The following is a 13558-nucleotide window of genomic DNA, read 5'->3' as shown; positions in this document are numbered from 1 at the left end:
GGTGACGCTCCTTTTTGCTAGACGCTACTTGTACTGTGAGGTGTCGGCGCAGGGGTTGGCATTGGAGATGTAGATCTTTCCCCAGTCGTCGGGCGGGGTGAAGTTCTGAGCATTCTCCACGACACCAATGACGCAGGGCTTACGCACAATAGTGCGAGCATACTGGTAAATGGGTATCCAGACCACGTCGTTGAGGAGTTTCTGTTCCGCTTCATTATATTGTTGCAGGCGTTCCTGCGGATTAGTGTTAACGTCAGCCTCCTCCATGAGTTGTTGGACTGCCTGTTGATCCTTTGCCATAAGCGTCTGGTTCTGACCATAATTCATGGCGTTCTTGGGCGAACCTTTGTCGAACAGCAAGGTCAGCCAGTTCTGTGGGTCAGGATAGTCCGCTGTCCAGTCGAGAGCATACATCTGCATGCCTTTGGGGTTGTTGACTGAGTTGGTGCGGTCCGAGAGGAGCTTATTATAGTCCTCGTCTTCCAGCCTGACCGTCACGCCAAGCGTTCCTTGCCACATCTGCTGAAGGGCTGAGAACATATTACGTGAATCGCTGGTACCTCGGGAGGCGAAGGTAAGTGTGAGTTGTGGAAGCGTCGAGGCGGTAAAGCCCTCTTCCTTCATACCCTGCTCAAAGAGTTGTTTTGCCAGTGTGGGATCACCCTTTGTGCTGGTTACGCCCTGGGGCGCGGTGGCTTTCTCGTTATAGCCAGGCATGCCTTTGGGGATAATATGATTGGTGGGGACTACGCCATCTTTATAGACGCTATGCGCGATGGCGTCCTTATCGACCGCCAGAGCAAATGCCTGGCGAATCTTCAGATTATTGAAGGGTTTTGCCAGGTAGTTCATAGTAACGTATTCTACGTCAAGTTGTGGAACTGTCTGAAATTGATTGCTGGGTAATTGTTTGGCGGACTCAATCTGGATTGAGGGAACGTCAGCGGTACTGACCTGTCCAGCCTGATAGGCTCGATACGAGGTGTCGGCCTTTTGATAGAAAGGCATGACAATCTTCTTGATCTGGGGCTTCTCTCCATAGTAGTTGGGATTGGGAACGAACTCGATTTCTTTGTTAGGAAGGTACTTCGAGACTTTGAAAGGTCCACTCCCGCCGATGCCTTCGGAGAGATGACTGGCGAAGTCGTTTCCATACTTGTCGATCATGCTCTTTTCGACCACATACGAGGTCTGATAGGTCAGAATTTGGAGGAAATAGGCGGCCTTATTCTTTGCAATGAGCACGACGGTCTGATCGTCGGGGGTCAAAATACTGTCATTGATCAGGGATTTCACTTCACCAGTGAAGCGTTTATCTGAGTCTTTGATCAGGCCAAGATAGATTGGTGAGACGGCAGATTTGAGGGCGGGATCGAGCGCACGGTCTAAACTGTAGGCTACGTCAGCGGAGGTCAGGGGCTTGCCGTCACTGAATTTGAGGCCGGGCTTGAGCTTGAAGGTCCAGGTGACACCATCAGAGCCTAGAGAATGAGATTGCGCGAGTTGATCTCGCACCTGAAGATTGTCGTCAAGCTGTACCAGACCCGTGAAGACGAGATTGACTGCGCTGATGGATGCGCCTTCAGTTACCAGGGCTGGATCGAAGCTCTGTAGCTCCGAACGCCCCTCAATGGGCTTGATGAAGACCTGCTGGTCGTCGGAGGCTTTGCCCGTATTGGCGGTATTACTACTTCCGCCGCAGGCAGCGACAAAGAGTGCTAGGAGTGCCAGGAGAAAGGGCCAGAATCGGCGGCTCGCCGTAGTCAGCGAGTTATCTTGTCTGGCGCTGTCAACATGTAGTGTGTGTACGTGCATTGTGTCTCCTTGCTACCAGATAATGGGGATCTTATAGCCATTGCATAGCAATGGCACTTGTTCTGGGATCAGTGAGGAGGCTACGGCGTCCTCCGGGCGTACCTGCTACAGCGATGAAGAGGCACGTCACCCGGTGTAACTCCACAAAAGGATTCGTCATTGCGATACATTTACTACGTAAATTGCTAAAGAAAACTCACGTATAGAGAGAGGTGTATAAATCTCGAATTCAATTTATGCAGCAATTATCGCTTGTTAAATGCTGGTTCTATCCAGGTGAGATGATGATTGTAAATGAAGTATTTACTTTCTTTGCCTTATTAATGGAGGCTTTTGTGGGCGGTGACGGTAAAGAGCTTGGGAATGCCTCTATCATCGAGTTTGGGGTTGGGCTCCTCGGTGAGGGACGCGATAATTAGGCCAGAGGTGGCGATGGCTGTGATGATTTCACCAAGGGTCCACTGGCGCTGGTAGACAACAGGTGTGTGCTCCTGATAAGCAGGGTTGAGGTGCTTGCTGGTGGCGACAGTTTGAGTAATGATGGATTTGTCGAAGTAGTTACCACTCACCTTGTGGCGTGCTCCACGCGAGGTAATCAGCTTAGTCGAAATGGGATGGAAGTCCTGAAGTAGCAGGAGCCCTCCGGGTCGTAGCAGGCGTGTGATGGTGCTCATGAGCGGTTCCAGGTCCACAAAGTAATGCAGTACTCCAAGCTCTAAGAGAACGAGATCGTAGCTAGCATCCAGTTCGGACTCTGGAAGACTCAGGACGTCAGAGACAATATAGCGCAAGTCCACGCCAGCAGCACGGGCTACGTCGAGGGCGTAGGCCGCGTTCTCAGAGGAGATATCGACGACAGTGGCATTTGCCCCAAGCAGGGCTAGCGCGATAGCCTTTGCTCCATGTGAGCCGAGGAGATTGATGATCTTTCTGCCCTGAAGCTCTGGCAAATGTGGGACATGCGACCCCAGTCGAGCTCGTGGGTTCTTGTGTAGACGGCTCGCGGCCTCCTCTGGAGTGCCGAAGCGAGCCAGCCAGGCGTTATAGGTTTCCTGGTTCCAGGCCTGAGCATTGAGGTGGTTGTTCTGCTCCTGAAGTGTGTGCCAGTAGGCTTTGATGGCTTGAACATTTTTATTGCTGGCTGGGAGTGTGCGCACGTAAAAATCGAGAGCTTTGGCCCATAGATTCTGCCCATCGTGCTCAACGCGTAGGCGCTCAGGATCAGTCGCGACGACCGTATTATATTGGCAGGTGAACGCGATGGATAGGCCCTCACGTAAGAATGAAGCGCGCCCCACCTCCTCTGTTCGCTCCTCTGGCATGGTGGCAAAGAGTTCACATGCGCGCTGGAAGAGGTCCCATTGAACGGCGAGAGCGAGTTGCGTGGGGGGAGTGTTAAGCGCCCCCTGGACATAGAGTGAGGCGTTTTCAAGCAGGGTGTAATCGATATGAGCCTGCTCAAGTGCGGTAACAATTCCAATAAGTGTGCTCCACCAGCGTGTGGACATGTGCTTTTCCTACCTCATTTCATGTTGACGGTTGACCATCACTATAGCAGGCGTAGGGCGCGATGGCAATGGGATTATCATCAACTCATCCTATGATATAATTGGTCCAGTCGCTTGTATAACAACACCCATTATCTAATTTTGCCTTTCTCAAGCTCCAGTTATACTTGCGGTTTGAGTGTGAGTGGTTACGTCTCCGTGATTGGTACAAGCGTGAGCTATCCTGCCCCGGAAATTGCAAAAGCCTGGATGATTGCGTCTATGGAAGTAGGGGTTGTATTTCCAATGCGTTGTTGTAGGCTGTGCTTTTGCTAGCAAGCATCGGGAAGGAAACCAATGCGGCGTATGTTACCAGGCCCTTTCTTGTTGATTCTCCCTCATAAGCAAGTAGAGGTTGTCTATGATTCATATGGCAATCCCATTCATGCCTCTCAGAACTACAATATTCCTTGCGGTTGTAGCTCAGTTTTTATAGCGCTCCCTCTGGTTTTGCTGGTCAAGTGGCTTTGCCCCACTGTGATACCCTTCGATCTATTCGCCTTTTGGAACCTGCATGGTAACCCTTCGCAGCTAGTGGGTGACATCTGGCCTTTCCTCGTTGGTACGGTCCTGACGGCGCTGTACTGGATGTTTAGTCCGACATTAGAAGAGAATCGTTGGGATTTCAGTTACTATTGGTCGCAGACAGGTGATTTCTTCAAACGCACGCTCTGGTATTATTCGTTCTATGCACTTTATGAAGAGTTGGCCTTTCGCTGGCTGATTTTTTATAGCTATATTGTAGGTGTGACGGTTCTTAATTACCTCCTGCTGGGTTTCGCGGGCCATAATCTGGTGCAGTGGCTTTTTACACAAGCACTGATCCCGGCGGCGGACTTTGTAACATTCTACAAGCTACACGATATTCTTATCAGTAATCAGTATAGTTGGGTTGTTGGGGCCGCGATCCTGAGCGCGAATGGTAAGTTTCGCGATGGGCACTCATATCAAGGGTGGATGGGTTGGATCTGGTCCTGGTACAGTGGAATGTTCTTTTTTCTGATCATGTTCAGATATGGTCTGCTTGTAGCAGTCCTCGTCCACATTGCGCACAATCTTTTCAAGAGTTGGACCGCATACCTGCGCGTGCAGTTTGATTGACCTGGAATAGTGTTTAGACGGAACGAATTCTCGAATATAGAGACATAGAGCTGTAGCCAATGCTGATAAAAAAGGTGAAGAAGAAGCACTGCTCCTCTCCACCCTTTTTGTTTCTGCTTTTAGATCATGGGTTGATGGACGAAGAGTAGCACAACACTAAGCACGAATAGGATCGTGGGAGCTATGATGTTCGGGAGTGTATCCTTTATCCGAATGTGAGTAGCGATTGCGCCAATCATGGTACATATTACCAGGAGCACCCCAAGTGTTGCTAGCACAGGCGCCCAGATGCCTGCGATCAAAGCTAGCGCGGCAATAACCTCAATCACACCAGTGATTGTCATGAACCAGAGTGGGTAGTGATAGCGGTTCTCAAAATTGTCTACCATCTGCTTCTGTCGAGTCAACTTGGTAGCGCCGGACCCTAGAAAAGCGAGAGCCAACAAAATCTGTAGAACGACGGCAATCCAGAACATAGTAGTTCAAACCTCCCCTGTAAACGCATTTAAAATAAGGTTGAATGTAGCTCAACTTAAATGTCAACGCTTGTTGACTTAATATGAGTTATAAACCATAATGTAGGTATTTGTCAACAAGCGTTGACAACTGTGATGGGGCCTGTAGAGCGAGTCAGGTCTTGCGCGTAAAGTCGCTTCTAGAGCGGACATGCCTTGTTTGTGAGGTCAAGTAAATTGTGTTATGATTGGGAGGAAGAGGTAACGAGCATATATTCCTTATCTGAGAGCCTGAGCATATTAGGGCAGCCGCGCCAATGATATAGCTTTTTCGGATGAACTCTAAGATGACGGAGTGTGTGAGCCAGAGGCAAGCGAAGGCATAATGCTTTATGGGAGGTTTGCCAGGAGATTGTTGTGAGCATACGAGATAAGCTAAAGAATGCGCAGAGTTGTCCGCGACAGCGTCGTGAACGCGATGCAGCCGCGACCCGGAAGGCCATCCTACACGCGGCACGGACACTCTTTGCTCAGGATAGCTATGAACGAGTGACTGTACGGGATATCGCTTCCCAGGCACATATAGACCCTGCGCTGGTCATTCGCTATTTTGGCTCAAAAGAGGATCTTTTTCAGGCAAGCATCTCTATCGAAGGAAGCGATTGTGGCCCATCGCCATTTGAAGGTGATTTGTCCGAATTGGGGCAACGCCTCATTCATAGCTTTATCTCACATGCACAATTGAATACTCCTGATCCGCTGATGATTATGATACGCTCAGCCCATTGCGACGAGGTTTCTCATCTGTTGCGTCAGGCATTGGAAGAGCACTTCCTCGGACCCATGGCAACTTACATTGGTGGATCCGATGCCCATTTGCGTGCTGAACTAATCCTCTCGCAACTTATTGGGCTGAGTGTTATGCAATCGTTTATCCACAGCGAGTCGCTTGCTCAGTTTCCTGACGAACAGTTAACGAGGATTATCGGTGCCGCCCTTCAGCGCTCTATTGAAGATGATCTACCATGAATGCCCCAAAGGGATGCATGAGTAGCCCGCCCGATGTAAATGTCAAACCCTGCATCTTAAAGAGGGAATTATGTGTTCAGTGAATCAGCGATTGGACCAACAGGAGCCATGTGCTTCACTTCCCATGCAAGAGAGGATAATCCTTGTTACTGGCATTCAAGCTGCTGGGAAATCGACAGTATCACACTTGCTCGCTGAGCGATTTGAGCGAGGGGTACATGTTGAGGCGGATACCCTTCAGCATATGATCGTGTCTGGAAGTGAAGGTGCAAAAGAGCCCGGTGAACTCTCAGGAGAGACCGCGCGCCAGTATGAGTTACGTCAGCGGCATATGTGCCTTTTAGGTCGCTCCTTTCTGGAGGCTGGCTTTACTGTTGTGCTCGACGATATTATCACAGGCGAAGAATGGCCTACTGTGCAAGCTCATTTGTATAGTCTGCCTTACACATTGATTGTGCTAGCTCCCCGTGTTGAGGTTGTCGCCCAACAGCGTGACAGGAATCGAAGTAAACGCCCCCTTGGAGAAGACTGGGCTGTGTATCTCGATGATGTTTTGCGCACGACCATGAACGGAATTGGATATTGGATCGACTCCTCTGAACAAACGCCAGAGGAAACAGTTGATGAGATTCTTCGTTATCTTTTCCCCAGCAAGGAATGCTAGCCTGGACAAGCCTCTCATTAACCTGGAAATTATCTGCCTGGGATACTTAGATGTTGCGCAACACTAAAGTAGTTTGAAGAAGAAGCATATGGATGCCTTGGCGAACGCTTTATGAAGCAGGAGGTCGCGTAATAGGAACTTTATATATTAGAGCATAGTGACGAGTTTTCTAAGGGCTTGGAAAACTCGTCACTATGCTCTTGACTTAGAGTGCGCTCTAGATTATACACTGCTTCCATGGAGGTAGAGAACATGACACAACAGGTTGAAGAAGAACTGACCATTCAACAGGTTACTGAAGCGACAGGGGTGAATGCCTACACATTGCGCTACTATGAGCGTATTGGGCTGCTTGATGGTGTAGAGCGTGCAAGCAGTGGTCATCGTCGCTACACCAACCAGGATATGGCCTGGATATCAATGTTGAGGCGACTGCGCTCAACTGGTATGTCGATTCGCAAGATGCAAGAGTTCGCGAACCTGCGCCGCCAGGGAGAAAAGAGCCTGGAGCAGCGCCTGGCCTTTCTGGAACAGCATCAGCAAGAGGTGCTGGAGCGTCTGCATGAGACTGAAGCGCATCTTGCAGTCATCGATGCCAAGATCAAACTTCACCGGGCTCAAATCGCACGTAAGAAAGAGGTTGAGCTTGAATGTTTCAATATTGGTGAACTCACAGCAGCGGAACACCTCGCGATGCTTGAAGACAAGATCGCAAGGGTAGAAAGCCAGTAGTGAACATGCCTGGAAGCCTCTAGCTGAAAGAAAATAGCCATCTTGCATCCATAAAATGCTATGGTCATCTCTATTGTGTACCTTTTGTTGCCTGTCTCTACCATCACCCACGCGATAATAACATCAGCATTTATTAATACTATGACATCATGATGTCATAGTGAGGAGTTGTTTGTGGCAAAAACATCATCAATGTTACTTCCTGATTCTCAAGTAGCCCCACGCGCGGAAAGGTCCGGGCGCTGGAGGAAGTCCATTATATTAGCGGCTATCTCGCTAGGCTACTTTATGGTTCTTATGGATGGAACCATTGTGAATGTGTCGCTTCCGGCTATTAGTCATGATCTGGGTGGGGGTCTTGTGGGCTTGCAATGGGTGGTGAATGCTTATACCCTGGTCTTTGCCAGCCTGTTGCTGAGTGCGGGAGCCCTCGCCGATCAATTCGGGGCCAAACGCATCTTTATCAGTGGTCTGGTGCTTTTCATGCTGGCTTCTGGTATCTCCTCGTTCTCCCCTTCGCTTGAAGTGCTAATCATCATGCGTGCATTGCTTGGTGTAGGGGCAGCGGCTATCACATCAACCACACTGGTGATTATCACGCATGAGTTTAGTGATCCGGCTGAGCGGGCACGTGCAGTTGGACTTTACGCGGCTATCACAGGGATTGCCTTTGCCTCTGGCCCGGTCTTTGGCGGTATACTGGTCGATACCCTGGGATGGCACAGTATCTTCCTCGTCAATGTGCCTGTGGCTCTCATTTGTATCGCTCTCACTATGTTCCTGGTACGCGAAACGCGGCGCAATGAGCAGAAGCGACTCGACCCAGCAGGCCAGTTCTTTGCCATTCTTATGATTGCCACCCTGACGTATGTCTTAATTGAAAGCCAGAATCTTGGTTGGAGCTCGCCCCTCATTCTGATTGCGCTAGGATTAGCCATTGTTTCCACTGTGGCGTTCCTTATCATAGAGTCTCGTATTGATAGTCCTATGCTTCCGCTAAAGCTCTTCGCAAATCCCATCATTAGCGCTGGCATGGCTGCGGGTCTGCTCATCAATTTCGGTATGGCTGGTATCCTATTTGTCATGTCGCTTTTCTTTCAGCAGGGACTTGGGTATTCAGCTTTGATTGCTGGCCTGGCCTTTCTCCCACTCACATTGCCAATAACCTTTAATCCGATTCTGACCAGTCGCCTCGTCAATCGCTTTGGAGCTCGGCTTCCAATGATAACTGGTTTTGTTCTGGTGATGGGTGGTATGCTACTTCAGTCTGTGACTGATACCAATACCAGCTATATTGTTATTGCGATAGCCCTAATCCTGATTGGGTTTGGCATTTCTCAAGTGCTGCCCTCGTTGATTACTACTATCATGACCACTGCATCGAAGGAGCAAGCTGGTATTGCTTCTGGCGCGCTCAACGCTAGCCGTCAACTTGGGGCTGTACTCGGTGTCGCCATACTGGGTCTGATTCTGAATGCTAACAGTTCTTTTATCTCTGGCCTGCATCAATCCCTCCTGTTTACCGCTGGTGTGCAATTGCTTGGCCTGCTGGTCATTCTGTTCTTTGTCAGAATGAAGAGAAGTTGAGATTAACTCTGCGAATTAAGCTAAAGCCATAAAATACTGTATAAGAGTTTCCATCGGAATTCAGGTAGCTTGCAATTGGAAATTGGATCATGTATCCTTGCCACGGAAGAGATAGCATCCCTGGAAATTCTCAGGTTTATCGGGGGAATGGCCCAAATTCACCGTTCTATAAGCACAAAAGAAAGGTAAAATATTACGTGCCTCACCAACTTCCAACAAAGCCTGTTCTTACGCTTGCAGTAGCTAAATTGATCGCAGCGGCGGCAGAGGAAGTAGCAGTTGAAAATCAGTGGTCTGTCGTCATTGCGATTGTGGATGACAGTGGTAGCCTTTTGTATTTCCAGCGCATGGATCAGAACGCGAACTCTAGTGTCGATGTGGCGATTGCGAAGGCTACCCATGCTGTGCAGTATCGTCGACCAACAAAGTTCCATGAAGAGTTGCTAGACAAGGGAAATATGGTTGTGCTTGGTATGCCTGGCATGATTCCTCTGGAAGGTGGTATACCCTTGTACGTGGGTGAGCATGTCGTTGGAGCCATTGGTGTGAGCGGAGTGAGATCTCCTCAGGATACTATTATTGCCGAAGCCGGAGAAGCCGCTCTAAAGGTCTACCTTGCCGATTAACAGAAAATCGCTCACATCTTTCTGCTAGATGGAAGTGTGAGCGATTCATGTCATCGTTTTACCCAATAAATTCGCGAGCAAAGAGGCGGAGTAAGTCCAGTTGTAGGGGATCAATGAACCCGAGTATGATTTCCTCGACGCCTATCGCCTCCAACTCAGCGAAGCGCTGGCGCAAGGTATCCGGGCTACCAATCAGCGCTCCCGCCGAGACGGGGCGGTTCATGAGCGCGGGCGGAAATTTTGCTCTTGCCTCATCGTCGGTCTCACCAAGGGAGCAGGCTAGGGTTACTGTGCGACGGATGCTGTTATAGTCACGCCCGATAGCTTCACAATGCCCCTTGAGGATTGCGAACTTATGCTTGATTGTTTCCAGGTTACCATAGATGTTACAGGCATCACCATATTGCGCGACTAACTTGAGCGTCACCTGTTCGCCGCTGCCGCCGATGAGCATGGGAATGTGTGGTTTCTGTACCCCTTTCGGTTGGTTGATGGCTCCGTGTACGTGATAATATTTCCCCTCAAAGACCGCCTCTTCTTGCTCCCACATCGCGCGAATGACCTGTACTGCTTCGCGCAGGCGGCGTAGACGGTCGGGCGCGTCGGGGTAATCGTAACCGTAGGCCCGGTATTCATGCTCGAACCAGCCAGCCCCGATGCCAAAGTTAAGTCGCCCATGACTTAGTACATCGACGGTGCTTGCCATCTTCGCCAGGAGCGCGGGATTTCGGTAGCCGTTGCAGGTAACCATCTGACCAATCCGAATACGTTTGGTGTCGCGCGCGAGGGCGGCTGTGGTGGTCCAGCACTCAAAAGTGATCTCCTGAGCAGGCCTGGGAATGGTATGAAAGTGGTCGACGAGCCATGCCGACTCAAATCCCAACTCGTCGGCGAACTGCGCGACCCTGGTCATCGACTCGTAGGCTTCGATTGGATCTTTGATAGCCGCCAGTTCCATTGTCCAGCCTTGCGGCAAAGATAAACCAAATTTCAGAGACATGAGTAAGTCCTTCGTTTCTAAATGCAAACAAGATATCCGCTTTATTGGTGTGGATATGCGCCAACTTGACGCAAGCATCTGGCTTGACTATACTCTGTACCTGATATGCGAACCAGGGTTTTATGATCATAGGTCTCTGACCACCACGATATCGAGGAGCATTAAGGATGCAGCAGCGTGAGCGCCGTCAAACACTTGCCAATTTCTTGCGTGAGCGACGTGCCCGCATCTCTCCTGCCGATGTAGGCTTGCCAACCGGCATGCGTCGGAGGACGCCCGGACTACGGCGCGAGGAGGTTGCGCAACTCGCCAACATTGGCACCTCCTGGTATGTCTGGCTGGAGCAGGGGCGGGACGTACATCCTTCGGCGCAAGTCCTGGAGAGCCTCGCGCAAGCGCTCAAGCTAACCCCAAATGAGCGCCGCCACCTCTTTTTACTTGCCGAGCAGCCACTACCCTCCGCTTTTCCCGTTACGGATGAGATAGTCAGCCCCGCGCTCCAACAAATGCTCTCTGACCTTGATCCCTCGCCTGCATATGTTATGGGGCGGCGCTATGATTATCTGGCCTGGAACCGGGTCGCAGATGCCCTCTTCAGCCTTTCGGAAGCCACAACCCCCAATGAGCGTAACCTGGTATGGCGTTTCTTCACTAATCCAACCGCAAGGACGCGTCCCAATTGGGAGACAATCGCACGCGCGACTCTGGCTGAATTTCGGGCAGCGAGCACCCGTTATCCCGGTGATCATTGGTTCGAGACGCTGATCGAGGATTTGAAGCAAGTAAGCCCCGAGTTTCGCCAATGGTGGCCCCACCATTATGTGCGTAGCGCGCTCGATGGTCACAAACGTATCGAGCACCCTGAACTGGGTATGCTTGAGTTTGAGCAAATGACCTTGCAAGTTATGAATAACCCTGATCTCACTATTAACGTCTATTCCCCTGATGACGCATCCCGCAAGAAACTACGAGCCTTGCTGGAAACAACAATTAGCCGCTCCTCCACATGAATTAGCACCCGCCAGCCTCCGAGATCTGAAGACTGGCGGGTGCTAATAGATTGCAAACATAGCTAAAACTCAAAAGCATACGCCCATCTTTAAGACCAGAGGCGGGTGTATGCTATCTACTTTCCGAAAATGGTGCTAGAAGTGTGATCGATTCGCGCCACAAAGTTAGTACACGACTATCTCGCTCCCCTTTTGTGAGTGCTCAAAGAGCCATTGCGCATCATTTTGGGGCACCTCGATGCCAGCAGTGATGCTGCCATCAGCCGGTTTGCCATTCTCGGCGTGAGGCAGTTGCGAGTCCGGACCAAAGACGGTGCGCTGAGGGTTGCAGTAGATAAACCCCCTATAGGTGGCGAAGAAAGGCAAGGCCTGCTTGATCGTACCGTAATCTAGCTCATAGGAAGATTGAATCTGACCCTGTCCCGATGGCAAGGCGTCGGACGAGAGACCCCTTTGATCAAATTTCATGTCTACCTGGAAGTTGCCTGGTATGGTTGGCAATTTTGTAAAGCTTGAGGCAATTGGGAACGAACGCACAACCACTCCATTTGTGTATACGCGAGCGGTCTGATTCGCGAGTGAGAAGACGATCACTGTCTTGCCGTTCAGTTTGAGCGTGGATAACAACTTCAATTCGGTCACATGAGGTGCGTTGTTGCCCTGCGCGGCCTGCTCGAAGGAGTTATGAAATTCAAGCCCCTGTTGAGCTTTGTCCGCAATATAGGTATAGTCCTTGTCCGTTTTGGCGATCTGCTCAAGGGCTTGGAGCCGCTTGACTAGTTGCTGATAGCTATAATCGAGCTGATAGGTCTTCTGATCGTAGGGGTTCTTATATGGGTGTACCGTCCCCCATGTAGTTACTTCTTTATCAAGCTGTTGTACCAGCGCCTGAGCACGCTCCTTGGGTGGTAGCGCCTGAGTTGCTGTTGCTTGTGGAGTCACCTGATCGTGTCCGGCTGTTTGTTTTTTTTCCGCCAGGAACATGTTGCTCACCACGAGGCTACTGGCGATGAGTAAAACAATAACCGCCGCTATGGCTATGTAGCGCGCGATGCTGGTTCTCCGGCGGGCTCGCGGTGCGAAACCTGACGTTGTGTTCGATATTAGTCGTAAGCTCGATTTGGGTTGGTCAGCCTGTTTAAGACTTGCTTGAAAGCGATTGCGGATGTTCGCGATAGATTGCTCAATCTCGGCTTGCGAAAGTTCTTGTGTTTGTTGCTGTCGTCGGGCCGTCACAGCGTGAAGGGCGTGAATGACAGATTCATTACGTGGATCTTGTTCTGCCTTAGTCTGGTCTGGCTGCGGACGAATATCTTCTAACATGCTTCCCTGTTTCTCCTTGCTGCATTACTGACCATAATAAGTGCGTAAGCGCTTCAATGCTCGACTGAGGGTGGCTCGTACAAATGAATCTGACTTATTGATAATTTGAGCGATCTGTGTGCAGCGCATACCCTCGATATAGCGTAAATGAATGATGTCTTGTTGTGCTTGCGGTAGGCGGGCTATCGCCTGGTCGAGGCGCTGATAGTTTTCATTGCGCTCACTATACTGCTCAGGAGTCAGGTCATTGTCCGCAATCTCAACATCTGGCTCTAGCGGAAGAAACAAGGAGCGTGTCTGGCGTCGATAGCGGTCAACGATTTTGTTGTGCGCGACCCGCTGAAGCCAAGCCAGTTGTTGTTGCTCGGATTTATGTTGTAGCTTGTCCTGGTTATCCGTTGCCGCGAGAAAGACATCCAACGTCAGATCTTCAGCATCCTGTCTATGTCTAATCTGCTGATAGACGTAGCGAAAAATATGCGTGGCATACTGGTCAAATAGTGTGAGTGGAGCATCGTCCAGTCCTACTCCGGTGTTTGACCTTACATGTGATAATTGCATGAATCTCATCCTTGACAATAGAAGTGTGAGAGTGCTTCTCACTATTATCATCGTTGGGAGTGAGAAAGCGCAGCAACTTTTTTGATAATCTTGACAAAACTTCTCAAT

13 protein-coding genes are annotated in these 13558 nt (G+C 50.2%); 7 read left to right on the top strand and 6 right to left on the bottom strand.

Translation table 11 applies throughout. The annotated features are described in order from the left end of the window. Positions 1–24: 24 nt before the first annotated feature. Positions 25–1815, bottom strand: coding sequence for a peptide ABC transporter substrate-binding protein (locus K3T82_RS21420; protein WP_220195585.1), 1791 nt, complete (start codon positions 1813–1815; stop codon positions 25–27). A 320-nt stretch (positions 1816–2135) separates the two neighbouring features. Beyond that, positions 2136–2933, bottom strand: a complete 798-nt coding sequence (locus K3T82_RS21415) for a class I SAM-dependent methyltransferase (RefSeq protein WP_420799333.1) — start codon at positions 2931–2933, stop codon at positions 2136–2138. A gap of 726 nt (positions 2934–3659) precedes the next feature. Between K3T82_RS21415 and K3T82_RS21410 the strand changes: the two genes are divergently transcribed. Further along, positions 3660–4463 (top strand): CPBP family glutamic-type intramembrane protease, encoded by an 804-nt coding sequence (locus tag K3T82_RS21410; RefSeq protein ID WP_220195583.1) that lies wholly within the window; start codon positions 3660–3662, stop codon positions 4461–4463. 119 nt (positions 4464–4582) lie between these two features. Here K3T82_RS21410 and K3T82_RS21405 read toward each other — a convergent pair whose 3' ends face one another. After that, positions 4583–4939, bottom strand: a complete 357-nt coding sequence (locus tag K3T82_RS21405) for a DoxX family protein (RefSeq protein ID WP_220195582.1) — start codon at positions 4937–4939, stop codon at positions 4583–4585. 396 nt (positions 4940–5335) lie between these two features. Between K3T82_RS21405 and K3T82_RS21400 the strand changes: the two genes are divergently transcribed. The 5 genes from K3T82_RS21400 to K3T82_RS21380 all read left to right on the top strand — a co-directional run bounded on the left by K3T82_RS21400 (position 5336) and on the right by K3T82_RS21380 (position 9556). Then, positions 5336–5947, top strand: coding sequence for a TetR/AcrR family transcriptional regulator (locus tag K3T82_RS21400; RefSeq protein WP_220195581.1), 612 nt, complete (start codon positions 5336–5338; stop codon positions 5945–5947). Positions 5948–6017: 70 nt separating this feature from the next. After that, on the top strand, positions 6018–6611 hold the full coding sequence (locus K3T82_RS21395; protein ID WP_220195580.1) for a phosphotransferase-like protein: 594 nt from the start codon (positions 6018–6020) through the stop codon (positions 6609–6611). A 252-nt stretch (positions 6612–6863) separates the two neighbouring features. Further along, positions 6864–7343 carry a MerR family transcriptional regulator gene (locus tag K3T82_RS21390; protein ID WP_220195579.1) on the top strand — a complete coding sequence of 160 codons (480 nt, stop codon included), beginning with the start codon at positions 6864–6866 and terminating at the stop codon, positions 7341–7343. Between the two features lie 174 nt (positions 7344–7517). Beyond that, positions 7518–8930, top strand: coding sequence for an MFS transporter (locus K3T82_RS21385; RefSeq protein WP_220195578.1), 1413 nt, complete (start codon positions 7518–7520; stop codon positions 8928–8930). A 197-nt stretch (positions 8931–9127) separates the two neighbouring features. Continuing rightward, positions 9128–9556, top strand: coding sequence for a GlcG/HbpS family heme-binding protein (locus K3T82_RS21380; RefSeq protein ID WP_220195577.1), 429 nt, complete (start codon positions 9128–9130; stop codon positions 9554–9556). A gap of 58 nt (positions 9557–9614) precedes the next feature. Here K3T82_RS21380 and K3T82_RS21375 read toward each other — a convergent pair whose 3' ends face one another. Continuing rightward, complete coding sequence (locus tag K3T82_RS21375; protein ID WP_220195576.1) at positions 9615–10556, bottom strand: LLM class F420-dependent oxidoreductase; 942 nt, start codon at positions 10554–10556, stop codon at positions 9615–9617. A 167-nt stretch (positions 10557–10723) separates the two neighbouring features. On the opposite strand from K3T82_RS21375, the gene K3T82_RS21370 reads away from it, so the two are divergent. After that, complete coding sequence (locus tag K3T82_RS21370) at positions 10724–11566, top strand: helix-turn-helix transcriptional regulator (protein WP_220195575.1); 843 nt, start codon at positions 10724–10726, stop codon at positions 11564–11566. Between the two features lie 165 nt (positions 11567–11731). On the opposite strand, the gene K3T82_RS21365 is transcribed toward K3T82_RS21370, so the two are convergent. Together K3T82_RS21365 and K3T82_RS21360 are read right to left on the bottom strand one after the other, a co-directional pair. Next, a complete protein-coding gene (locus K3T82_RS21365; protein WP_220195574.1) occupies positions 11732–12889 on the bottom strand; it encodes a L,D-transpeptidase in 1158 nt (385 codons plus the stop codon). A 24-nt stretch (positions 12890–12913) separates the two neighbouring features. Then, positions 12914–13450, bottom strand: coding sequence for an RNA polymerase sigma factor (locus K3T82_RS21360; protein ID WP_220195573.1), 537 nt, complete (start codon positions 13448–13450; stop codon positions 12914–12916). Positions 13451–13558 lie beyond the last annotated feature (108 nt).

Origin of the sequence: Ktedonospora formicarum (assembly GCF_016587355.1) — a bacterium.
Taxonomy (GTDB): domain Bacteria; phylum Chloroflexota; class Ktedonobacteria; order Ktedonobacterales; family Ktedonobacteraceae; genus Ktedonobacter; species Ktedonobacter formicarum.
The sequence above is the reverse complement of the archived record's forward strand: the minus strand, read 5'-3'. Positions and strand labels throughout refer to the sequence as shown.

Coding starts and splice junctions, on each gene's coding strand:
- K3T82_RS21420 (WP_220195585.1), bottom strand. CDS start 1,815: ATGCACGTACACACACTACATGTTGACAGCGCCAGACAAGATAACTCG.
- K3T82_RS21410 (WP_220195583.1), top strand. CDS start 3,660: ATGCGGCGTATGTTACCAGGCCCTTTCTTGTTGATTCTCCCTCATAAG.
- K3T82_RS21405 (WP_220195582.1), bottom strand. CDS start 4,939: ATGTTCTGGATTGCCGTCGTTCTACAGATTTTGTTGGCTCTCGCTTTT.
- K3T82_RS21395 (WP_220195580.1), top strand. CDS start 6,018: ATGTGTTCAGTGAATCAGCGATTGGACCAACAGGAGCCATGTGCTTCA.
- K3T82_RS21390 (WP_220195579.1), top strand. CDS start 6,864: ATGACACAACAGGTTGAAGAAGAACTGACCATTCAACAGGTTACTGAA.
- K3T82_RS21375 (WP_220195576.1), bottom strand. CDS start 10,556: ATGTCTCTGAAATTTGGTTTATCTTTGCCGCAAGGCTGGACAATGGAA.
- K3T82_RS21370 (WP_220195575.1), top strand. CDS start 10,724: ATGCAGCAGCGTGAGCGCCGTCAAACACTTGCCAATTTCTTGCGTGAG.
- K3T82_RS21365 (WP_220195574.1), bottom strand. CDS start 12,889: ATGTTAGAAGATATTCGTCCGCAGCCAGACCAGACTAAGGCAGAACAA.
- K3T82_RS21360 (WP_220195573.1), bottom strand. CDS start 13,450: ATGCAATTATCACATGTAAGGTCAAACACCGGAGTAGGACTGGACGAT.